The organism is Arthrobacter sp. UYEF36 (assembly GCF_040547025.1).
Taxonomy (GTDB): domain Bacteria; phylum Actinomycetota; class Actinomycetes; order Actinomycetales; family Micrococcaceae; genus Arthrobacter.
In genome coordinates this window covers 1-22,066 of the sequence record NZ_JBEPOX010000018.1, presented here as the reverse complement: position 1 = coordinate 22,066, position 22,066 = coordinate 1, and the positions used below count along the sequence as shown (strand labels likewise).

General features: G+C 69.0%; 19 protein-coding genes and 1 riboswitch. Of the genes, 14 read left to right on the top strand and 5 right to left on the bottom strand.

The features are described from left to right. Positions 1 to 12 precede the first annotated feature (12 nt). The 4 genes from ligA (at position 13) to ABIB29_RS19310 (ending at position 4,359) form a co-directional block, all read left to right on the top strand. A complete protein-coding gene (gene ligA, locus ABIB29_RS19325; RefSeq protein ID WP_354174576.1) occupies positions 13 to 2,313 on the top strand; it encodes an NAD-dependent DNA ligase LigA in 2,301 nt (766 codons plus the stop codon). Further along, positions 2,310 to 3,149 (top strand): inositol monophosphatase family protein, encoded by an 840-nt coding sequence (locus ABIB29_RS19320; RefSeq protein WP_354174575.1) that lies wholly within the window; start codon positions 2,310 to 2,312, stop codon positions 3,147 to 3,149. The genes ligA and ABIB29_RS19320 overlap by 4 nt, the downstream gene beginning before the upstream one ends. 93 nt (positions 3,150 to 3,242) lie before the next feature. Beyond that, positions 3,243 to 3,746 carry a GNAT family N-acetyltransferase gene (locus ABIB29_RS19315; RefSeq protein WP_354174573.1) on the top strand — a complete coding sequence of 168 codons (504 nt, stop codon included), beginning with the start codon at positions 3,243 to 3,245 and terminating at the stop codon, positions 3,744 to 3,746. Positions 3,747 to 3,837: 91 nt separating this feature from the next. Then, positions 3,838 to 4,359 (top strand): hypothetical protein, encoded by a 522-nt coding sequence (locus ABIB29_RS19310; protein ID WP_354174571.1) that lies wholly within the window; start codon positions 3,838 to 3,840, stop codon positions 4,357 to 4,359. A 99-nt stretch (positions 4,360 to 4,458) separates the two neighbouring features. On the opposite strand, the gene ABIB29_RS19305 is transcribed toward ABIB29_RS19310, so the two are convergent. Continuing rightward, a complete protein-coding gene (locus ABIB29_RS19305) occupies positions 4,459 to 5,130 on the bottom strand; it encodes a response regulator (protein ID WP_354174569.1) in 672 nt (223 codons plus the stop codon). Continuing rightward, positions 5,123 to 6,844, bottom strand: a complete 1,722-nt coding sequence (locus ABIB29_RS19300; protein WP_354174567.1) for a sensor histidine kinase — start codon at positions 6,842 to 6,844, stop codon at positions 5,123 to 5,125. The genes ABIB29_RS19305 and ABIB29_RS19300 overlap by 8 nt, the downstream gene beginning before the upstream one ends. Positions 6,845 to 7,003: 159 nt before the next feature. On the opposite strand from ABIB29_RS19300, the gene ABIB29_RS19295 reads away from it, so the two are divergent. The 4 genes from ABIB29_RS19295 to gatB all read left to right on the top strand — a co-directional run bounded on the left by ABIB29_RS19295 (position 7,004) and on the right by gatB (position 12,036). Then, a complete protein-coding gene (locus ABIB29_RS19295) occupies positions 7,004 to 8,476 on the top strand; it encodes a CitMHS family transporter (protein ID WP_354174565.1) in 1,473 nt (490 codons plus the stop codon). Between the two features lie 158 nt (positions 8,477 to 8,634). Next, positions 8,635 to 8,931: an Asp-tRNA(Asn)/Glu-tRNA(Gln) amidotransferase subunit GatC gene (gene gatC / locus ABIB29_RS19290; protein WP_056432749.1), complete on the top strand. Its 297-nt coding sequence runs from the start codon at positions 8,635 to 8,637 to the stop codon at positions 8,929 to 8,931. Positions 8,932 to 8,935: 4 nt separating this feature from the next. Next, complete coding sequence (gatA, locus tag ABIB29_RS19285) at positions 8,936 to 10,531, top strand: Asp-tRNA(Asn)/Glu-tRNA(Gln) amidotransferase subunit GatA (RefSeq protein ID WP_354174563.1); 1,596 nt, start codon at positions 8,936 to 8,938, stop codon at positions 10,529 to 10,531. Continuing rightward, the gene (gatB, locus tag ABIB29_RS19280; protein WP_354174562.1) at positions 10,531 to 12,036 is read left to right on the top strand and encodes an Asp-tRNA(Asn)/Glu-tRNA(Gln) amidotransferase subunit GatB; all 1,506 of its coding nucleotides are present in this window, start codon (positions 10,531 to 10,533) and stop codon (positions 12,034 to 12,036) included. The genes gatA and gatB overlap by 1 nt, the downstream gene beginning before the upstream one ends. 3 nt (positions 12,037 to 12,039) lie before the next feature. On the opposite strand, the gene ABIB29_RS19275 is transcribed toward gatB, so the two are convergent. Next, positions 12,040 to 12,948: a LysR family transcriptional regulator gene (locus ABIB29_RS19275; RefSeq protein ID WP_354174560.1), complete on the bottom strand. Its 909-nt coding sequence runs from the start codon at positions 12,946 to 12,948 to the stop codon at positions 12,040 to 12,042. 161 nt (positions 12,949 to 13,109) lie between these two features. Between ABIB29_RS19275 and tdh the strand changes: the two genes are divergently transcribed. The 4 genes from tdh to hutI all read left to right on the top strand — a co-directional run bounded on the left by tdh (position 13,110) and on the right by hutI (position 17,843). Further along, positions 13,110 to 14,156, top strand: coding sequence for an L-threonine 3-dehydrogenase (gene tdh, locus ABIB29_RS19270; RefSeq protein WP_354174558.1), 1,047 nt, complete (start codon positions 13,110 to 13,112; stop codon positions 14,154 to 14,156). A 51-nt stretch (positions 14,157 to 14,207) separates the two neighbouring features. Further along, positions 14,208 to 15,416: a glycine C-acetyltransferase gene (locus tag ABIB29_RS19265; RefSeq protein ID WP_354174556.1), complete on the top strand. Its 1,209-nt coding sequence runs from the start codon at positions 14,208 to 14,210 to the stop codon at positions 15,414 to 15,416. An 85-nt stretch (positions 15,417 to 15,501) separates the two neighbouring features. Further along, positions 15,502 to 16,626: an NAD(P)/FAD-dependent oxidoreductase gene (locus ABIB29_RS19260; RefSeq protein ID WP_354174554.1), complete on the top strand. Its 1,125-nt coding sequence runs from the start codon at positions 15,502 to 15,504 to the stop codon at positions 16,624 to 16,626. Positions 16,627 to 16,637: 11 nt separating this feature from the next. Further along, positions 16,638 to 17,843: an imidazolonepropionase gene (gene hutI / locus ABIB29_RS19255; RefSeq protein WP_354174553.1), complete on the top strand. Its 1,206-nt coding sequence runs from the start codon at positions 16,638 to 16,640 to the stop codon at positions 17,841 to 17,843. Positions 17,844 to 17,877: 34 nt separating this feature from the next. On the opposite strand, the gene ABIB29_RS19250 is transcribed toward hutI, so the two are convergent. Continuing rightward, positions 17,878 to 18,558, bottom strand: coding sequence for a histidine phosphatase family protein (locus ABIB29_RS19250; protein WP_354174551.1), 681 nt, complete (start codon positions 18,556 to 18,558; stop codon positions 17,878 to 17,880). 64 nt (positions 18,559 to 18,622) lie between these two features. Here ABIB29_RS19250 and ABIB29_RS19245 point away from each other — a divergent pair, with 64 nt between their 5' ends. Continuing rightward, the gene (locus tag ABIB29_RS19245; RefSeq protein WP_354174550.1) at positions 18,623 to 19,405 is read left to right on the top strand and encodes a CPBP family intramembrane glutamic endopeptidase; all 783 of its coding nucleotides are present in this window, start codon (positions 18,623 to 18,625) and stop codon (positions 19,403 to 19,405) included. Positions 19,406 to 19,591: 186 nt separating this feature from the next. Here the strand turns inward: ABIB29_RS19245 and ABIB29_RS19240 are convergent, their stop codons facing one another. Next, positions 19,592 to 20,230 (bottom strand): VOC family protein, encoded by a 639-nt coding sequence (locus ABIB29_RS19240; RefSeq protein WP_354174549.1) that lies wholly within the window; start codon positions 20,228 to 20,230, stop codon positions 19,592 to 19,594. A 204-nt stretch (positions 20,231 to 20,434) separates the two neighbouring features. Next, a riboswitch (SAM riboswitch) is annotated at positions 20,435 to 20,550 on the top strand. 64 nt (positions 20,551 to 20,614) lie between these two features. On the opposite strand from ABIB29_RS19240, the gene ABIB29_RS19235 reads away from it, so the two are divergent. Continuing rightward, the gene (locus ABIB29_RS19235; RefSeq protein WP_354174548.1) at positions 20,615 to 21,931 is read left to right on the top strand and encodes a bifunctional o-acetylhomoserine/o-acetylserine sulfhydrylase; all 1,317 of its coding nucleotides are present in this window, start codon (positions 20,615 to 20,617) and stop codon (positions 21,929 to 21,931) included. Positions 21,932 to 22,066: the final 135 nt, after the last annotated feature.

The window sequence follows — 22,066 nt, the reverse complement described above, 5'->3', positions numbered from 1 at the left end:
CAGGATAGGTCTGTGAGCACAGGGAACACTGCAGCAGAAGCCGAAACACACACCCCCTCCGAGGCCGTGCGCGAGGAGTACGAGGTCCTCGTCGAGGAGGTCCGCAAGCACCGCTTCGCGTACTACCAGGAGGACGCGCCGATCATTTCGGACGCCGAGTTCGACGAGCTCTACCGGCGGCTGGAAACGATCGAGGCCATGCACCCGGAACTCGTGGCCAACGATTCCCCGACCCAGGAGGTGGGCGGCGAGGTGTCCGCCGCCTTCGCCGCCGTCGAACACCTGCAGCGCATGTACAGCCTGGAGGACGTGTTCTCCCTCGGGGAACTGGAGGCGTGGATCGCCAAAGCGGAAGCGAACATCACCAAACTCGGCAACGGGACGCCGGCCTGGCTTACCGAACTCAAGATCGACGGTCTCGCCGTCAACCTGCTCTACCGCGACGGCGTGCTGATCCGGGCCGCCACCCGCGGGGACGGCACCACGGGGGAGGACATCACCCACAACGTCCTCACCATCAAGGAAATCCCGCAGCAGCTGCGCGGCGGGGGCTTCCCGGCCGAAATGGAGGTCCGGGGCGAGGTCTTCATCCCGTCCAAAGCCTTCGCCGAATTCAACGAGGCCCTGATCGAGGCCGGCAAGGCGCCGCTGGCCAACCCCCGCAACGCCGCCGCCGGCTCGGTGCGCCAGAAGGACCCGGCGGAAACCGCCAAGCGGCCCTTGCGGATGTACGTGCACGGCATCGGCGCCCGCGAGGGACTCGACACGGCCAGCCAGTCGGACACCTACCGTCAGCTCGCCGAGTGGGGGCTGCCCACCAGCCCGTACTTCCAGGTCCTCCCCGGGCTGGCGGACGTGCTGGAATTCATCACCCGCTACGGCGACAAGCGCCACAGCCTCACCCACGAAATCGACGGCATCGTCATCAAGGTCGACGACTTCGCCACCCAGCGCGCGCTCGGCTACACCTCCCGGGTTCCGCGCTGGGCCGTCGCCTTCAAGTACCCGCCCGAGGAAGTCCAAACCAAACTGCTGGACATCGCGGTCAACGTCGGCCGCACCGGCCGCGTCACCCCGTACGGCGTGATGGAACCGGTCAAGGTGGCCGGCTCCACCGTGGAGATGGCCACCCTGCACAACCAGGAGGTCGTCAAGGCCAAGGGCGTCAAGATCGGCGACATCGTGGTGCTGCGCAAGGCCGGGGACGTCATCCCGGAAATCGTCGGGCCCGTCCTGGCCCTGCGCGAGCAGCAGGATCCGCCGGTCCGTGACTTTGTGATGCCCACCGAATGCCCCGCCTGCGGCACCCCCCTGGCGCCGGCCAAGGAAGGGGACGTGGATATCCGCTGCCCCAACTCCCGCTCCTGCCCGGCGCAGCTGCGCGAACGCGTGTTCCACCTCGCCGGCCGCGGCGCCTTCGACATCGAGGCCCTCGGCTGGGAAGCCGCCATCGCCCTGACCCAGCCGGCCGAGCCGGAAACCCCGCCGCTGACCACCGAGGCGAACCTGTTCCGGCTGACCCCCGAGGATCTCGCCGGCGTCCGCATCCGGCGGGAAAAGCGGTCCAAGGGCGTGGCCACCGGAGAGTTCGAGCTGGTGCCGTACTTCTTCAGCAAGGGCACCGCCAAGACCCCGTCCAAGCCCACGGCCACCACGGAGAAGCTGTTCCGCGAACTGGAGAAGGCCAAAACCCAGCCGCTCTGGCGGGTCCTCGTGGCGCTGTCCATCCGGCACGTCGGCCCGCGGGCCTCCCGCGCCCTCGCGACCGCGTTCGGCAGCATGGACGCCATCCGGCAGGCCTCCGAAGAGGAACTGGCGCACGTCGACGGCGTCGGGCCCGTGATCGCGGCGGCCCTGACCGAATGGTTCACCGAGGACTGGCACCGCGGGATCGTCGACACCTGGGCGGCCGACGGCGTCCGGATGGAGGACGAGCGCGACGAATCCATGCCCCGGACCCTGGAGGGACTGACCATCGTGGTGACCGGCAGCCTGGAAGGCTTCAGCCGGGACGAGGCGAAGGAAGCCATCCTGATCCGCGGCGGCAAGGCAGCCGGCTCCGTCTCGAAGAAGACGGACTACGTCGTCGCCGGCGAAAACGCGGGCACCAAGCTGGACAAGGCCGAACAGCTCGGTGTGCCGGTCCTGGACGAGGACGGCTTCCGCGCGCTGCTGGCCAACGGCCCGGCGGACGGTACCGGCGGCCCGGCGGGACGTTCCACGGAACCCGGGGCCACCGGGAACCAGGACGACGCCGGCGACGGCGCCCGTGAAGATGCCGAAGAAGACCACCAGGAAGTTGTGACCGAATGAGCGCCGACGCCCTTGACCTCACCTCCGGTTCCCTGCCCGCCGCGCTGCTGGAACTCGCGCAGCACGCGGCAGCGGCCGGGGCCGCGGTCCTGGCCGGCCGGAACGCAGCCGAGCTGGACATCAGCAACAAGGGCGACGCCGGGGACTGGGTGACCGCCTTCGACCTCGCCGCGGAAACCGCCGTCCGGGACGTCATCACCGCGGCGAGGCCGTTCGACATCATCACCGGAGAGGAAGGCGGCACCGTCCATCCGGCGTCGCCCAGCGGCTACCGCTGGTCCATCGACCCGCTCGACGGAACCACCAACTTCATCCGCAACATCGTCTACTACGGCACCTCCGTGGCCGTGGCCGACCCCGACGGCGTCTGGCTGGCCGGCGTCGTCAACGCCCCGGCGCTGGGCCGGAGGTACTACGCGCTCCGCGGGCAGGGCGCCTGGCTCGAGGAAGGCGGCCGGCTGACGCAACTGACCGGGCCCGTAGCAGGCCGCGCGGGGCAGATCCTTGCCACCGGTTTCAGCTACGACCCGGACGTCCGGGCCGAACAGGCGGCCGCGCTGGGCGGGATCATGGACGGGTTCGCCGACGTCCGCCGGCTCGGCTCCGCCGCCCTTGACCTCTGCCTCGTGGCGGACGGTACCCACGACGCCTACGGTGAACGGGGCCTCAACGAACACGACTTCGCCGCCGGCGCCCTGATCGCCGAGGAAGCCGGCTGCTGGGTGCGCCGCCCGCGGCTGACCAGCCCGCTGGCCGGGGGCCCCTCCGACGACGAACGCCTCGCGGCCTGGACCTGCGCCGGGACGCTGGAACTCTCCGGAAAGTTCCCGCTCTAGCCCGGCCGTGGCGGGCAGCGCCGTTGTGATAGTTCAGTCACGGAAACCCGCGATCCGTGATCCCTCTTGGGCGCCCGCCCGTACCATGGACAGGTGCATCCCCAGATCCTGATCCGCCCCGCAGTTCCGGCCGACTACGACGCCATCGCGCGTATCACCCGGGACGCCTACCTGGCCGCGGGCTACTTTGAGAGCGCGGACCACCCGTACATGCGGCAGATCCAGGACGTGGCACGCCGGGATGCGAAAGCCACCATCTGGGTCGCGGAACGCGCGGGAAGCATCGTCGGCTCCGTGACCCTCGCCGTCGCCGGCGAACCCTACGCGGACATCGCCGAGGCCGACGAGCTGGAATTCCGGATGCTCGTGGTGGACCCGGCCGTGCAGCGCAGCGGTGCCGGCAAGGCCATGGTCCACGCCATCCTGGACCATGCCCGGTCGCTGCCCGGCATCAACGCCGTGGCCCTGACCACCGGCCTGACCTGGGAAAGCGCCCACGGGCTCTACCAGAAGACCGGCTTCCAGCGGGCCCCCGAGCGTGACTGGGTCGTGCCGGATACCGATATTAAACTGCTGGTCTACCGCCAGGAACTGTAAGCCCGGCGGACGGCACCACCCCGGGGAGAACAGCCCCCGTGGGGTAGGGTTTGGGTCAATCGAAATGCAGGCAAGTCAACCTGGAGGATCCATGGCACCGCACATCCCCGGCTCAATCGACGAAAAGCTTCTCGGTCTGTACCTCTCGGACCACCTGACCGGCGCCACCGCCGGCGTCTCCCGGATCCAGCGCATGGCCGAGGCCTTCGCCGACACCCCGGTGTCCGCCGACCTGTCCCGGGTCAGCGCGGAAATCACCCGGGAACGCGAGGTGCTCCGCGGCCTGATCCAGGACCTGGGCGTGCGGCAGCGCCCGCACCGCCAGGCCGCCGCCTGGCTCGCCGAGCACGCCGGCCGGCTCAAGCTCAACGGGCGCATCGTGAGCCGGTCCCCGATGACCATGGTGCTGGAGGCCGAGCTGATGCGCGCCGCGATCCTGGGAAAGGTCGGCGGCTGGCAGACCCTGGAGGAGCTGGCACCCGAGCTCGGACTCGACAAGGCCACGTTCACCGCACTCGCGGACGACGCCCGGTCCCAGATCGAGGCCCTCAGCCGCGTCCACGAGCACGCCCGCCGCAACGCCTTCCGCAAGAACCGGGACATCAGCACCTGACCACAACAGCCCCTAACCACAACGCGGGGTCACCTACGGCCCATGCCGGGGTCCCGGACGGGCCGTAGGTGACCCCGCGTTGTTTGTGGGTGGGGGGGCTCAGCCGCCTGCTGCCGGCGGCAGACCGTAACGGTGCTCGGGCCGGCCGGTGGTGCCATAGCGCAGCTGGATGTCGACGGCGCCGTCGTCGGCGAGTGCTGAGAGGTACCGCTGGGCGGTGGCCCGGGAGACGCCCACCCGGGTGGCCACCTCGGCCGCCGAATACTGTTCGCCCGGCTCCAGCGATTCGAGCACGGCGGCCTCGGTGGCGGACCGGGGTTTGGCCGAGGCAATGACGTCCCCGGGGATCAGCGCGCGTTTGGCCCGTTCCACCGTGTCCTGGGTGACGTTCCCCGGGTGGGCCAGGATCCGCCGGTAACGCGCATACGAGCGCAGCTGCTGGGACAGCGATTCGGCCGTGAACGGCTTGAGCAGATAGCCCAGCGCTCCGCGCCGGAACGCGAGCCGGAGCGAGGCCGTGTCCGAGGCGGCGCTCAGGATCATGGTGTCCACGTCCAGCTGGTGCAGCAGGTCCAGGCCCGAAGCGTCCGGCAGGTAGACATCCAGCAGCACCAGGTCCGGGCGCAGGCTGTGGATGGCCTGCAGCGCGAGCGACGCCGAACCGGCCGGGGGCAGCGCCAGGAATCCCGCCACCGAGTCCACATAGGCGGCATGCAGTTTGGCCACATGGAAATCGTCGTCCACAATCAGCACCCGGAAGTCCTCAGGCATGGTTGTCCCTTTCGTTGGGCTTCGTCGCATTGGGCGCCGTCGTCCCCGGCAGGGTTGCCATGAACACGGCGCCGGGGCCGCCGGCGGCCCCTTGGGCCAGCACCTTCACGTCCCCGCCGCGGCGGCGTGCCAGCTGCCGGGCCAGCGCGAGGCCCAGGCCCTGGCCGGCCCCCGCCCGGGCCGGGCGGTCCGAGGTGGTGAATCCCTCCGCGAACACCGCGTCCGGACCGCCCGCGTCAGCGGCCGGCAGCCCGTCGCCGGAATCCCCGACGACGATCAGCAGCGTCCCGCCGTCCGCCCCGGTGCCGGGCTCGTCGAGCACCTCCACCTCGACCCAGCGCTCCGGCGCGGAACCCGCGACGGCGGCGTTCACCGCATTGTCGATCAGGTTGCCCAGGACCGTGGTGACTTCCTGCGGCTCGGTGACCTGGCCCCGGACCAGGGTTTCCGGGCCGAGCCGCAACGTCACGCCGCGTTCGTCCGCTTCCACGCCCTTGGCGCCGAGGAAGGCCTGCAGGTAGGGGTCCTGGAGCAGCTCGGCCTGGTCCACCGGAAACTTCAGCGGCCCGGTGGCGGCGAGCCGGGCCAGGTAGTCGCGGGCCTGCTGGTGCTGGCCGATGCTCATAAAGCCGGCGATGGTGTGGAGCTGGTTGGCGAACTCGTGCCGCTGGGCCCGCAGCGCGGTGGACATGGTGCCCACGGCGTCGAGCTGGCGGGTGAGCTGCTGGAGTTCGGTCCGGTCCCGCAGCATGACCACCCAGCCCAGGTCCTCGCGGCCGTGCAGTGCCTTGCGGGCGCTCGCCACCAGCACACGCCCGTCGGCGACGAGTTCCACCGCGTCGCCTTCCGTGGCGTCGGCCCGGGTCAGGGCGGGCAGCTGGGCGGGCACCGGGGCCCCGGCCCACGGTGTTCCGGTGAGGTCGGGCTGGCCGAGCAGCCGCTGGGCGGCGGAGTTGAACACGCTGATCCGGCCGTCCGCGGCGACGCCGATCACGCCGTCGTCGACCCCCTGCAGGACTGCCACCTGGTCGTGGACCAGGGTGCTGATTTCCTCCGGTTCCAGGCCCAAAGTCAGCCGCTGGAGCCGGCGCCGGAGCAGGAAGGAGGCGAGCACACCGACCAGCAGGGCGCCGGCGGCGGTCAGGGCGATCGGGACGATGTCCCGGGACAGGCTCTGGCTGATGGACTCCGTGGAGTAGCCCACGCTGACCTCACCCACCACGGTGTCCGTGGCCGGGGCGAACACCGGGACCTTGGCACCGGCGGAAGGGCCCAGGGTTCCCGTGTTCCGGGTGGTGACTTCCTGGCCGGCCAGGGCCTCGGACGGATCCGTGCTGACCCGTTCCCCGAGCCGCTCGGCATCGGGGTGGGCGAGCCGCAGGCCGGTTTCGTCGGTGATGACCACGAAGAGGGCGCCGGTGCGGGTGCGGGCGCCCTCCGCGGCGGCCATCAGCGGCCCGGCGAGCAATTCCGCGGCCGGGGGAGTCCCGGGCTGGGCGCTGATCTGTTGCACTTCGGCCCGGACCTCCGGGTCCGAGGCCACGGTCCGGGCCAGCGTCAGGGCCTGGTTCTCCGCCTCGCGCCACAACCGCTCGTAGGTGAGCCAGCCGTGGACGGCGCTGGTCAGCAGCACCACCAGGGCCACGACCCCCAACTGCAGCAGCAGGGTCTGGGTGGAGAACCGCAGGGGAGCCCGGCCGGTCAAACGTGCCACGGCGGTCCTCCTTCGGGTGTGAGCAGAATGCGCAAAATGCGTCCAATAAGCAGTATGCCAATCAAATGAGGCAAAGACCCAGCCGTGACGCGCGCCACTCTAACGTCTGTAGTACGCATCACACCGGGGTGGTGCGATTCAACGAAGAAGGAGCCGGCCGTGCTGGTATTACTAGGATTCGCCATGATCGCGGTATTCATGGTGCTGATCATGACGAAGAAGCTGACGCCGGTGCTGGCGCTCATTATTGTCCCCACCGTCTTCGGACTCTTTGCCGGCGCCGGACTGGGCATCGGCGACATGGTGCTCGATTCGATGAAGTCCATGACGTCCACCGCAGCGCTGCTGATGTTCGCCATCATCTACTTCGGCCTGATGATCGACGTCGGACTCTTCGACCCGCTGGTCCGGTTCATCCTCCGCAGGCTCGGCAACGACCCCGCCAAGGTGGTCCTCGGCACCGCCGTCCTCGCCGCCGCGGTCTCGCTCGACGGCGACGGCTCCACCACCTTCATCCTCACCACCGCGGCCATGCTGCCGGTCTACCTCCGCCTGAAGATGAGCCCCGTGGTCCTGACCTGCGTCGCCGGCCTGGCCAACGGCACCATGAACATCCTGCCCTGGGGCGGACCCACCGCCCGCGCCGCCTCGGCCCTGAACATCAGCGTCTCCGACGTGTTCGTCCCGATGATTCCCTCCCTGATCGCCGGCCTGGCGGTCGTGTTCGTCTTCGCCTGGCTGCTGGGCCTGCAGGAGCGCAACCGCCTCCGCGCCGTCGCCCCGGAAATCTGGGAATCTGCCGGCACGTTCGACGGCGGCACCGCCAACGCCAGCAGCACCGGCCGCTTCGGTGCCGGCGGCACGGGCTCCGCCCCTGCCGGCGGAGTACCCGCCGCCGGACGCCCCGCAGCCGGAGGTTCCTCCGTCGCCGTCCTGGAACGCCCCGAGGACCTCGTCGACGAGCGTGATTCGGCCATGGCCGACACCGCGCTGGACCCCAACCGCGCCACGCTGCGGCCCAAACTGCAGTGGTTCAACCTGGGCCTGACGGTGGCCATCATGGTCCTGCTGGTCGCCGACCTCGTGCCGCTGCCCTTCGTCTTTATGGTGGGCTCCGCCATCGCGCTGCTGGTGAACTTCCCCAAGGTCAAGGACCAGAGCGCCCAGCTGATCGCCCACGCCCCCTCGATTGTCGCCGTCGTCAGCATGGTCATGGCCGCGGCGGTCCTCACCGGTGTGCTCAACGGCACCGGAATGGTCAAGGCCATGTCCGAATGGCTCGTGGCGATCATCCCCTCGGACATGGGCCCGTTTATGGCCATCATCACCGGCGTCCTCAGCATCCCGATGACGTTCTTCATGAGCAACGACGCCTTCTACTTCGGCGTCCTCCCGGTGCTCAGCGAAACCGCCGGCCACTACGGCATCAGCGCAGCGGACATGGCCCGGGCTTCGATCACCGGCCAGCCCTTCCACCTGCAGAGCCCGCTGGTCCCCGCGATCCTGCTCCTGGTCTCCCTCGCCAAGGTGGACCTGGGCGACCACCACAAAAAGGTCCTCTGGCGCACCGCCGTCGTCTCCCTGGTCATGCTCGCCGTCGGAGTCCTCACCGGAGCCATCGGCATCGGCTAACACCCGCCAACAGCAACGCGGGGTCACGTACGGCCCATTCCGGACCTCCGGATGGGCCGTACGTGACCCCGCGTTGTTTGGCATGGTGCCGGGAAGTAACAGCATGCGAACCCACGTAGACTGGGACGGAAAATAATCCGAACTTGCAGGGGAGATCCATGGCTGCGATCAACCGCGACGACGTCGCGCATCTCGCGCGTCTCGCGCACATCGAGATGAGTGCTGAAGAGCTGGACCGGATGGCCGGCGAACTCGCCGTCATCGTCGATTCAGTGAAGTCCGTCAGTGAAGCCGCCGGTGATGATGTCCCGGCCACGTCCCACCCGATCCCGCTGACGAATGTGTTCCGCGAGGACGTTGTGGGCCACACTTTCACCGCCGAGCAGGCACTCTCCGGCGCCCCCGATGCGTACGAAGGCCGCTTCAAGGTCCCGGCAATCCTGGATGAGGGCTAAGAACATGACTGAGAACAACGAACTGATCCGCTCCTCCGCCGCAACGCTTGCCGGCAAGCTGGCCGCCCGCGAAGTCTCCGCCGTCGAGGTCACCCAGGCGCACCTGGACCGCATCGCCGCCGTCGACGGCAAGGTCCACGCCTTCCTGCACGTCAACACGGACGAGGCGCTCGCCGTCGCCGCCGAAGTGGACGCGATCCGCGCCGCCGGCGGTGCCGCGGCACAGGAGCTGCACGCCCTCGCCGGTGTGCCGATCGCCGTCAAGGACCTGATCGTCACCGTCGGCCAGCCCACCACGGCCGGCTCGAAAATCCTCGAAGGCTGGCACAGCCCGTACGACGCCACCGTGGTCAAGCGCCTGCGCGCCGCGAAGATGCCGATCCTGGGCAAGACCAACCTGGACGAATTCGCGATGGGCTCCTCCACCGAGCACTCCGCCTTCGGCCCCACGCACAACCCCTGGGACCTCGACCGGATCCCCGGCGGCTCCGGCGGCGGTTCCGCCGCCGCGGTCGCGGCCTTCGAGGCCCCGCTGGCCCTCGGTACCGACACCGGCGGCTCGATCCGCCAGCCCGGCGCCGTCACCGGCACCGTCGGCGTGAAGCCCACCTACGGCGGTGTGTCCCGCTACGGCGCGATCGCCATGGCTTCCTCGCTGGACCAGATCGGCCCGGTCTCGCGCACCGTGCTGGACTCCGCCCTGCTCCACCAGGTCATCGGCGGGCACGATCCGCATGACTCCACCTCGCTGCCGGACCCGCTGGAGGACCTCGTCGCGGCCGCGTCGATCGGCAACGTGCGCGGCATGAAGATCGGCATCATCAGGGAACTCCACGGCGAGGGCTACCAGGCCGGCGTCGAGAACCGCTTCAACGAATCGCTAGAGCTGCTCAAGGGCGCCGGCGCCGAAATCGTTGAGGTGTCCTGCCCCAACTTCAAGTACGCCCTGGGCGCCTACTACCTGATCATGCCGTCCGAGGCCTCCTCCAACCTGGCCAAGTTCGACGGCGTCCGGTACGGCCTGCGCGTGCTGCCCGAAGACGGCCCGATGACGATTGAACGCGTGATGGGTGCCACCCGAGCCGCCGGCTTCGGCGACGAGGTCAAACGCCGGATCATCCTGGGCACCTACGCCCTGAGCGCCGGCTACTACGACGCCTACTACGGCTCGGCCCAGAAGGTGCGCACCCTGATCCAGCGCGACTTCGATGCCGCGTTCACCCAGGCCGATGTGCTGATTTCCCCGACCGCGCCCACCACGGCGTTCAAGCTCGGCGAGAAGCTCAACGACCCGCTGGCGATGTACCTCAACGACGTCGCCACCATCCCCGCCAACATGGCCGGCGTCCCCGGGCTCTCCCTGCCCGGCGGCCTGGCCGACGAGGACGGACTGCCGGTCGGCGTCCAGCTGCTGGCCCCGGCCCGCCAGGACGCCCGGCTGTACCGCGTTGGTGCGGTGCTGGAATCCCTGCTCGAGGCGCAGTGGGGCGGCCCGCTGCTGGACCGCGCTCCGTCACTGACTGCCCCGTCGCTGACGGACCCGTCCCCGGCCGACCCTGCCCGTAATGACACCGTCGCGAGCCACGGAGGTTCCCACTAATGTCTGACGCAACCCTCAGCTTCGAAGAGGCGATGGAGAAGTACGATCCCGTCCTGGGCTTCGAGGTCCACGTGGAGCTCAACACCAAGACGAAGATGTTCTCCTCCGCGCCGAACGTGTTCGGCGACGAACCCAACACCAACGTCAACGAGGTGGACCTCGGCATGCCCGGCGTGCTGCCCGTGGTGAACAAGACCGCGATCGAGTCCTCGATCAAGATCGGACTGGCGCTCAACTGCAAGATCGCCGAGACCTGCCGCTTCGCCCGGAAGAACTACTTCTACCCGGACACCCCGAAGAACTTCCAGACCTCCCAGTACGACGAACCCATCGCGTACGACGGCTACCTGGACATCGAGCTCTCCGACGGCACCGTGTTCCGCGTCGAAATCGAGCGCGCACACATGGAGGAGGACGCCGGCAAGCTGACCCACATGGGCGGCGCCACCGGCCGCATCCAGGGCGCCGACTACTCCCTCGTGGACTACAACCGCTCCGGCGTGCCGCTGGTCGAGATCGTCACCAAGCCGATCGAGGGCGCCGGCAGCCGAGCGCCCGAACTCGCCAAGGCCTACGTCGCCGCGGTCCGCGAAATCGTCAAGAACCTCGGTGTCTCCGACGCCAAGATGGAACGCGGCAACGTCCGCTGCGACGCCAACGTCTCGCTCCGCCCGCACGGCCGCGAACGCTTCGGCATCCGTTCCGAGACGAAGAACGTCAACTCGCTGCGCGCCGTCGAACACGCCGTCCGCTACGAGATCCAGCGGCACGCCGCCGTGCTGGACTCCGGCGAACCGGTCATCCAGGAGACCCGCCACTGGCACGAGGACACCCGCTCCACGACCTCGGGCCGGCCCAAGTCCGACGCCGATGACTACCGCTACTTCCCGGAACCGGACCTGGTGCCGATCGTCGCCTCCCGCGAGTGGGTCGAGGAACTACGGGCCACACTGCCCGAGCCGCCGGCCGCGCGCCGCAAGCGGCTGCAGGCGGACTGGGGCTATTCCGACCTGGAATTCCGCGACGTCGTCAACGCCGGCGTCATGGACGAGATCGAGGAAACCATCGCCGCCGGCGCCACCGCCACGGTGGCCCGCAAATGGTGGATGGGCGAAATCGTCGGACGGGCCAAGATCGCCGACGTCGATCCCGGCCAGCTCGGCGTTGCACCGGCGACCATCGTGGAACTGAATGCGATGGTTGAAGACGGCAAGATCAACAACAAGATGGCCACCGAGGTCCTCGACGGCGTGCTCGCCGGCGAAGGCACCCCGGCGGAGATCGTGGCGAAGCGCGGCCTCGCTGTGGTCTCCGACGACGGACCCCTGCTCGAAGCCATCGACGCGGCCCTGGCCGCGCAGCCCGACGTCGCGGACAAGATCCGCGGCGGCAAGGTCCAGGCGATCGGCGCAATCGTCGGCGGCGTTATGAAGGCGACCCGCGGCCAGGCCGACGCCGGACGCGTCCGAGAGCTGATCCTGAAGCGCCTCGGCGTCGAAGGCTAAACCTTAGCCATCCACTAAATCGGTCATGATGGTCTGCAGTGCTTCGCAGACCATCATGACCGATGTGCGTTTAAGGTTCTCCGGGCGGGCCAGGATGTCGATCCGGCGCCGGGTGCTGATGCCCTCGAGCGGCCTCAGCACAATGTCCGGGTTCAGCACCGGCCGCGCCGTGAACCGGGGCAACAGCCCGATCACGCTCCCGGTCGCCACCAGCGCCGCCACCGTGGAGTAGTCGTTGATCCGGTGGACGATGTTCAGTTCCCGGCTCGAGACGGCCGCGACGGCGGAGAGCACGTCCGCCGGGGAGTAGCCGGTGCGGCTGGTCACCCAGGGCTCCCCGACGACGTCGTCCGCCGTGACCGCCCGCTGGCCTGCCAGCCGGTGCCCGGACGGCAGGGCGACGTCCAGCGGCTCGTGCGCGAGCGGAATCACCGCTACGCGTTCCCCGGGCCAGCGCGGGCTGTGGTCCATCCGGTGCGCGAGCACCAGATCATAGCGGGCCGTCAGCGCGGGGAAGTCCTGCTGGGCCACGTCCTCGTCGGAGAGCAGGATCCGCGGCTGCCCCGGCCCGGCCAGCAGCCGGGCGAGCGGGGCGAACAAGGCCTGCCCCGCGCTGTGGAACCCGCTGAGCGTCACCGCCGCCACCGGGGAGCCGTGGTAGGCGCCGATCGCCGTCCGTGCGTCCGCCATGGCGCTGACGACGGCGGCGCCGGCGTCCGCGAGGACCTGCCCGGCCTCGGTCAGGACCAGGTTCCGGCCCTCCTTGCGGGTCAGCGGCACCTGCACGGATTTCTGCAGGGCGGCCAGCTGCTGCGACACCGCCGAGGGCGTGACGAGCAGGGTTTCGGCGACGGCTTTTACACTTCCGAGGGCCCCGAGTTCGCGGAGCATCTCCAGCTGGTGGATTTCCATGCCGATCAGTCTATGCACAAGGAATAGCTAAATCGTCGATTGAGAAAATTCCGGTTGTGCTAACGCTTTGCAGCGGCTCTAATGGGGTGAGTTGTCCCACACCGGCTGTTCCACGCAGCGGATCCCCACGTGCCTGAGGAATGGCACAGTTAGGAAGGCCCATGAAGGCTCTCTACAAGGCCGGCGCCCACGCAGGATTCGAACTCGTGGACCGTCCAGAACCGGGAACCGGCCCGGGTGACGTCAAGATCCGCGTCATGACCACCGGCATCTGCGGCACCGACCTGCACATCCAGTCGTGGGACGCGTGGGCGCAGGGCATCATCAACGCCCCCCTGATCGCCGGCCACGAGTTCTACGGAGAGGTCGTCGGGACCGGCGAGGACGTCCTGGACGTCAAAGTCGGCGACCGCGTCTCCGGCGAGGGCCACATCGTCTGCGGCATCTGCCGCAACTGCCGCGCCGGCCGCAAGCAGATGTGCATCAACACCGTCAGCGTCGGCGTCCAGCGCGACGGCGCCTTCGCCGAGTACGTCGTGATCCCCGAAACCAACGTGTGGGTCCACCAGGACCCCTCCGTAACGCCGGAACTCGGCGCCATCTTCGACCCCTTTGGCAACGCCGTCCACACCGCGCTCAGCTTCCCCCTCGTCGGCGAGGACGTGCTGATCACCGGCGCCGGTCCCATCGGACTGATGGCGATCGCCGTCGCCCGCCACGCCGGCGCCCGCAAGATCGCCATCACCGACGTCTCTGCCCCGCGGCTGGAACTGGCCCGGGCCCTCGGCGTCGACCTCGCGATCGACGTCTCCAGGATGCGCGTCAAGGACGCCCAGCGCGAACTGGGCATGCGCGAGGGCTTCGACATCGGTATGGAAATGTCGGGACACCCCACGGCCCTGCCTGAGATGATCGACAACATGAACCACGGCGGCCGGATCGCGATGCTGGGACTGCCCAGCCAGTCGATCGACATCGACTGGGGCAAAGTGGTCACGCATATGCTGACCATGAAGGGCATCTACGGCCGCGAAATGTTCGAGACCTGGTACGCCATGAGCGCCATGCTGTCCTCCAACCCGGTCCTGCACGCCAACATCTCCGCCGTCGTGACGGACACCCTTCCCGCCACCGACTGGGAAAAAGGCTTCGAAATCGCCCGCGCCGGCGTGGGCGGCAAAGTGGTCCTCGACTGGACCTGCTTCTAAAACCCGCCGCCCGATCCGGCCCACCGACCCACCAGCTGAGGAGCACAACCCATGTATTCAGCCATCAAGGACCAGTTGCAGCACGAACTGGACGAGATCCGCAGCGCCGGCCTGTTCAAGACCGAGCGGCACATCGACTCGCCCCAGGCCAACCACATCAAAGCCGGGCAGATCGGCGAGGGAAGCGCGGACGTGCTGAACTTCTGCGCCAACAACTACCTGGGCCTCGCAGACCACCCGGAGATCATTGCCGCCGCCAAGACCGCGATGGACGACCGCGGCTTCGGCATGGCCAGCGTGCGCTTCATCTGCGGCACCCAGGACCTGCACCTGGCCCTGGAGGAACGCGTCTCGAAGTTCCTGGGCACCGAGGACACCATCCTGTTCTCCAGCTGCTTCGACGCCAACGGCGGCGTGTTCGAATCGCTCTTCGGCCCGGAAGACGCCGTCATCTCCGATGCCCTGAACCACGCGTCGATCATCGACGGCATCCGGCTCTGCAAGGCCCAGCGCTTCCGCTACGCCAACCAGGACATGGCGGACCTCGAATCCAAGCTGATCGAGGCCACGACGCAGGAGAACCCGGCCCGCCGCAAGATCATCGTCACGGACGGCGTCTTCTCGATGGACGGCTTCCTCGCCCCGCTGGAAGCGATCTGCGACCTCGCGGAAAAATACGACGCCATGGTCATGGTGGACGACTCCCACGCCGTCGGCTTTATGGGCGCCAGCGGTGCGGGCACCCCGGAACACGCCGGCGTCCCGGACCGCGTGGACATCTACACCGGCACCTTCGGCAAGGCCCTGGGCGGCGCCTCCGGCGGCTACGTCTCCGGCCGCCGCGAAGTCGTCGCGATGCTCCGCCAGAAGGCCCGCCCCTACCTGTTCTCCAACTCGCTGGCCCCGGCCATCGTCGCGGCGACGCTCAAGGCACTGGACCTCGTGGAGAGCTCCGGCGAACTGCGCAGCAAGCTCTTCGCCAACGCCGCGCTGTTCCGGAGCCGGATGTCCGAGGAGGGCTTCGAGCTGCTCCCGGGGGAGCACGCCATTGTTCCGGTCATGTTCGGCGACGCCGTGATGGCCGCCAAGGTGGCGGACGCCATGCTGCACCACGGCGTTTTCGTCACGGCGTTCAGCTACCCGGTGGTGCCCAAGGGCGCGGCCCGGATCCGCGTCCAGCTCTCCGCCGCGCACAGCGCCGACGACGTGGAGTCCTGCGTGCAGGCCTTCGTGCGCAGCCGCGCCGCCGTCGCCGGCTGAACAGGACTTCACCGGAAATAAGCAGAAACGGGGTTGCGGCGCCATAAACGGCGCCGCAACCGCTTCCGTCTGCAAGGATGGACCCATGTCAGCTAATTACGATGTCGTGATTGTCGGCGGCGGTATCGCCGGCCTGTCCCTTGCCTCAGCCCTGGCCGGAAAATGCAGCGTCGCGCTGGTGGAAGCCGAGCAGACGCTGGCGTACCACACCTCGGCCCGCTCAGCCCGGCAGCTGATCCCCAGCTACGGCCCGCCTGCGGTGCAGGAGCTCACCCTCCGCACCCTCGAACTGATCGCGGCCCAGGACGCGAACCGGCCGGAACCGGTGCTCTCACCGCGCAGCTTTCTGCTGATCGGCGACGACGCCACCGTCCGGGAGCAGGCCAGCGGCCACATGCGGCCGATCACCCACGCCGAAGCCCTGGAACTCTGCCCGGCCCTGCTCCCGGACTCCTTCTCCGCCGCCGGCCTGGACACCGGCTCCTTCGCCTGCAACGCGCCCCTGCTGCTCGAGGACCACCGCCGGCATGCCGAAGCCAACGGGGTGGACATCATCACCGGCGCCCGCGTCCACTCGGCCCAGCGCCTCGGCTCCGGCTGGCAACTCGGTGCCGGGCAGGAGGGCTTCCAGGCCGGCGTCGTCGTGAACGCCGCCGGCGCCTGGGCCGACGAGCTGGCCGTGCTCAGCGGCGTCGAGAAAGTCCAGCTGCAGCCGTACCGGCGCACCGCGGCGATCGTCGACGTCGAGCACCCCCTCCCGGAAGGCAGCCCCATGGTGGCCGCCGCAGACGACTCCTTCTACTTCCGCCGCGACGGGGAGCAGGTCCTGATCTCGCCTTCGGAACACGAACCGAGCGGACCCGAGGACGCGCAGCCGCACCCGGGGGACGTCGAGGCGCTCATCGCCCGGCTCAACGCCCTCACCACCCTCGGCATCCGCGGCGTCCGCCAGGTCTGGACGGGGTTGCGGACGGAAGCGGCCGACGGCGTCCCGGTCGTGGGGTTCGACGCCGAAGCCCCCGGATTCTTCTGGCTCGCCGGCCAGGGCGGCTACGGCTTCCAGACTTCCTCCGGCATCGCCGAACTGGCTGCCGGGCTGATCCTTGCCGGCCAGGGCACCGGCTCTGCCGCAGGCAGCAACACAGCCACGGGTCCGGCATCCCGGACAGCGGAGGCGCTGGCTGCGACGCGCTGGTCCATCCGGCGCTGAACAATGGACTCATGAGCACCCTGATCACCAACATCGCCGAGCTGATGACCCAGGACCCGGACCACCGGGTCCTGACGGGAGCGGCCGTGGTGATCGAGGGTGAACGGATCGCCTGGCTGGGGCAGGCGGCGGACGCGCCGGCCGCCGACATCTCAGTCGACGCCGGCGGCCGGGCCCTGCTGCCGGGCTGGGTCGATTCGCACACCCACCTGATCTTCGCCGGGGACCGGACCGCCGAGTTCGAGGCCCGGATGGCAGGGGAGAGCTACAGCGCCGGCGGGATCGCCGTGACCACCGGCGCCACCCGGAACACCAGCGACTTCGACCTCACCCGGCTCGCCCTGGGCCGGGTGGCCGAGGCCGTCTCGCAGGGCACCACCTACCTCGAAACCAAAACCGGCTACGGCCTGGACATCGACAACGAAGCCCGCAGCGCCCGGATCGCCTCCACTGTGGCGGACGAGGTCACCTACCTCGGCGCCCACCTTGTTCCGGCCGGCATGGACGCCGAGGAGTACACGGACCTGGTTTGCGGCGCCATGCTCTCCGCCGTCCGGCCGTTCGTGCGCTGGGCCGATGTCTTCTGCGAGCGGGGCGCCTTCACCGAGGACCAGTCCCGGCGCGTGCTCCAGGCCGGCCGGGACGCCGGGCTGGGCCTGCGGGTGCACGGCAACCAGCTCGGCGAAGGACCCGGCGTGCGGCTCGCGCTGGAATTCGGTGCGGCCAGCGTGGACCACGTGAACTACCTGTCCGCCGACGACCTCGACGCCCTCGCGGCCAGCTGGTCCGGCTGGGACGGGGCGGCTGGAGGACGGGGCACGGTGGCGACGTGCCTGCCGGCCTGCGATCTGTCCACCCGCCAGCCGCTGGCGCCGGGCCGGGAACTGCTCGACGCCGGCGTGCAGCTCGCCCTGGCCTCCAACTGCAACCCGGGCACCTCCTATACGAGCTCGATGGCGTTCTGCGTCACCACCGCCGTGCTCCAGATGGGCCTCAGCGTGCATGAGGCCGTGCGCGCCGCGACCTACGGCGGCGCACTGGCCCTCGGCCGGGAGTCCGGGAACGACGCCGACGGCGAACGCGCCGTCGGCTCCCTCGCCGTTGGCCACCGCGCGGACCTGCACCTGCTGAACGCGCCGTCCGCCACCCACCTGGCCTACCGGCCGGGCATGCCGCTGACCCACGCCGTCTGGCGCGCGGGGGTCCGCGCCCGCTAGGTGATCGCCCGGGTCCCGGAATAACCCCAGGCTGCTAGAAGAACATCGGCGGGGCGTCCAGCACCGTCTCATCGACACGCCGCGCCTCCCACTGGCTGAACGGCTTGTCCAGCTCGTACTTGCCCTTCCCGGTGCGGTACAGGGTGCGGACCTCGGCGTTGTCCGGATTGTTGAGGGACTCGAAATACTCCACGGACCAGTGGAACCAGCGCATGCAGAACAGCCGCATGGTGAGCCCGTGGGTGACGAACAGGGCGTTGGGGGCGTAGCTGGGTTTGGACCAGTGCCGGTACAGGGTCTCCATAAAGGAGGAGATCCGGTCGTAGACATCCGAGCCGGACTCGCCTTCCCGGAAGCGGTAGAAGAAGTGGCCGTAGGCGTTCCGGAGCTCCTTCTGGTCCTCGATCTCACCGGCGATCTGGAAGTTGGCCCAGTCCTGCTCCCGCAGCCGCGGCTCCTCGATCACCCGCTCGACCAGCGGGCCGAGGTTGAGCGCCTCGAGGGTCTGGTAGGCCCGCAGGTACGGGGAGACATATACACACACCGGACGGCCGTCCAGCAGCCGCCGGACCTGCTCGCCGGCAGCCCGGGCCTGTTCCACGCCGAGTTCGGTCAGCGGAATCCGGTAATCGGGCACCCGGTTGTAGATCGAGGTGTCGGCGTTGGCGGCGGACTGGCCGTGCCGGATCATGATGATTTTCCCGGGCGCACTCATAAACCCCAGCATAGGCGGCAACGCCGGCAAGGCAGGGCATGCCAAGACCGGGCAAGATAGGAACATGCTCGTTCCCGCCCGCCGCCGCCTGCGGTTAGAAGTCTGGATCGTCCTGGGACTGTCCCTGGGGCAGTCCGCCGTATACTCGGTCGTCCAGTTGCTGGACAAGCTGACCCGGGCGCCGCTGGCGGAGGGGACCTCCACCCTGAACCGTTCGCAAAGCAGCCGCGAATACTTCGATCTCACCTACCAGCTGCTGGATATCTTCTTCGCCCTGGTGCCGGTGGTCCTGGCACTCTATTTCCTCACCGACCACCGGACGTCCGGCCTGTCCGGCGGCAGCAGCCACGGCGTCACGGCGTTCCAGAAACTGGGGCTCAATTTCGCCCGCCCCGGCAGGGACCTGCTGCAGGGGTTCGCCTTGGCGGCGCTGATCGGCATCCCGTCGCTGGGACTTTACGCCGCGGGCCGGGCGCTGGGCATTACGACGGCGATCATCCCCAGTGCGCTGGACTCCTACTGGTGGACCGTGCCGGTACTGGTCCTCTCCGCGATCCGGCACGGGATCGTGGAGGAAGTGATCGTGGTGGGCTACCTGCTGGACCGGCTGGGCAAGTTCGGCTGGAGCCTGCCGCTGGCCATCTTCACCAGTTCCATGCTGCGCGGCAGCTACCACCTCTACCAGGGCTTCGGGCCGTTCATCGGCAACGCCATCATGGGCGTCATCTTCGCGCTGGTCTACACAAAAACGCGCCGCCTGATGCCGCTGGTGGTTGCCCACGCGGTGCTGGACATCGTGGCGTTCGTCGGTTTCAGCCTCTTCGGCCGGTCCATCGGGTTGGGCTGAGCGTCCACAAAGCAACGCGGGGTCACTTCGCGCCCATCCGGAGCCTCCGGACGGGCGCGAAGTGACCCCGCGTTGCCCTTAAAAGTCGGCAGACGCGGGCGGTGAGTTAAAAAGTTATCGGCCGCCATCGGTGGGTGACGTCATTGGCACCCGCTGATGGCGGCCGAAGTGTTGGGCGGTGAAGCGTCAGATGGTGACGGCTCCGGAGGCCGTCTCGAACGTGACGGAGAGGATGCCGGGCGTCCCACGGGGAGCGAGCCAGTTCACGGCCACGTCCTCCAGCGGCTTCTCGACCGGGACACCGAGCCATTCGGTGACACGCTCCGCCGAGCCGGCAATCGTGAGGGCGGACATCTTGACATTGCTCTCGTAGGCCTTCGACGGGTGGAGTTCCGGATCGCCTTCCCACTTGAGCATGTAGGGGACCTGGGGATCGGCGATGAGCCCGAGGATGCCGATCTGCTTCCAGACCAGTTCGCGGCCGTCGGGGAACTTGCGGTTGCCGTTGACGGCGGCGCGGCCGAGCCGTTCCTCGAACGGGGCGAGGTCGGCAACTTCGACGCACCAGCCCATCCAGCCGCCGCCTGCTTCGGAGCGGGCGCGGACGGCCTGGCCGAAAGGGGCCTTGTCGGACGCGGGGTGGTTCAGGACCTCCACGACCTCGAGATACTTGTGTCCCGCGAGCGGGATGATCATGTTGCGGGTCCCGAATCGGGGGTGTACTCCGCCCTTAACGGCTTCGACGCCGAGGGCAGACGCAATTCGTTCGGTGGTGGCAGCGAGGCCATCTTGTTCACAGGCGTAAGAGACGTGATCCATGCGCATGCCCTCATCTTGACACTTTGTGATCCGGCTCTCAGCTTAGGCTCTCCTAACCGTGGTGGGATGTCATTTTTGAGGGCTCCCGGCCGGGCGCGGCCCCGCGTCACGGCGGGGAAGTGGCCGGTCTTTTGCGCCCCGCCGCCCGCGTAACTTCATCTTCGTCACAAAGCTATCCACAGCCCGGAACCGGTTCCTAGACTGGGGTCAGGTCATGAGTGCCAGCGCACAGCCCCGGCTAGCTGGCCGGCAACCCTCGTCACGCGGTGGGGTGCCGCGGGTGAAGACCTGGCCGTCCGGCGCCCGCCGGAGGGCAAGCGCGGCGCCAGTGCAGACCCGGGCCGAGGGGCTCCGGGGCTGTCTGTGCCCGGTCCCCTAAGGAGTGTCCCGATGTCCAGTGCCTGGTCCTTCGAAACCCGCCAGATCCACGCCGGCCAGGAGCCGGACAGCGCCACCGGCGCCCGGTCGCTGCCGATCTACCAGACGACGTCGTTCGTCTTCCCCAGTGCCGAAAGTGCCGCCAACCGCTTCGCCCTCGCCGAACTCGCCCCCATCTACACCCGGATCGGCAACCCCACCCAGGACGCCGTGGAACAGCGGGTGGCCAGCCTGGAAGGCGGACTGGCGGCGCTGCTGCTGAGCTCCGGACAGGCCGCGGAGACCTTCGCCATCCTGAACGTTGCCGAGGCCGGCGACCATGTGGTGGCCAGCCCCAGCCTTTACGGCGGCACCTACAACCTGCTGGCGCACACGCTGAAAAAGTTCGGCATCTCCGTGACCTTCGTGGAGGACCCGGACAACCTGGCCCAGTGGCGCGACGCCGTGCAGCCCAACACCAAGTTGTTCTTTGGCGAAGTGGTCTCCAACCCGCGCCAGGACGTGCTGGATATCGAGGGAATCTCGCAGGTGGCCCATGAGGCCGGGGTCCCGCTGATCGTGGACAACACCCTCTCCACGCCGTACCTCATCCGGCCGATCGAATGGGGAGCGGACATCGTGGTGCACTCCGCCACCAAGTACCTCGGCGGCCACGGGACTGCCATCGCCGGCGTGATCGTGGACTCGGGGAACTTCGACTTCGGCCAGGACCCGGAACGCTTCCCCGGCTTCAACACCCCCGACCCCACCTACAACGGCCTGGTCTACGCACGGGACCTCGGCAAGGACGGCGCCCTTGGCGCCAACCTCTCCTACATCCTCAAGGCGCGCGTCCAGTTGCTGCGCGACCTCGGCTCGGCGGTGTCCCCGTTCAACGCCTTCCTCATCGCCCAGGGCCTCGAGACCCTGAGCCTGCGCGTGGAGCGGCACGTCGCCAACGCCACCAAGGTGGCGGAATGGCTCGAGGCCAGGGACGACGTCGAATCGGTCGCCTATGCCGGGCTGCCGTCCAGCCCCTGGTACGAGCGCGGCCGCAAGTACGGCCCGAAGGGGACCGGCGCCGTCGTCGCCTTCAACATCGCCGGGGGAGCGGAGGCCGGCAAGCGCTTCGTCGACGCCCTCGAACTGCACTCGCACGTGGCCAACATCGGCGACGTGCGCTCGCTGGTCATCCACCCGGCGTCGACCACCCACAGCCAGCTTTCCCCCGAACAGCAGACCGTCGCCGGCGTGAACCCGGGCCTGGTCCGGCTCTCCGTGGGCCTGGAGCACATCGACGACATCCTCGCCGACCTCGACGCCGGATTCCGCGCGGCCAAAACCGCCTGAGCACCGCCGGGGGGGGGGGGGGGGGGCGGGGGGGGGGGGGGGGGGCGGCGGCGGGGGGGGCGGGGGGGGGCGGGGGGGGGGCGGGGGGGGGTGTAAGATGTGCGACCGGGGCGCGGCCACCTTGGCCTCGCGGAG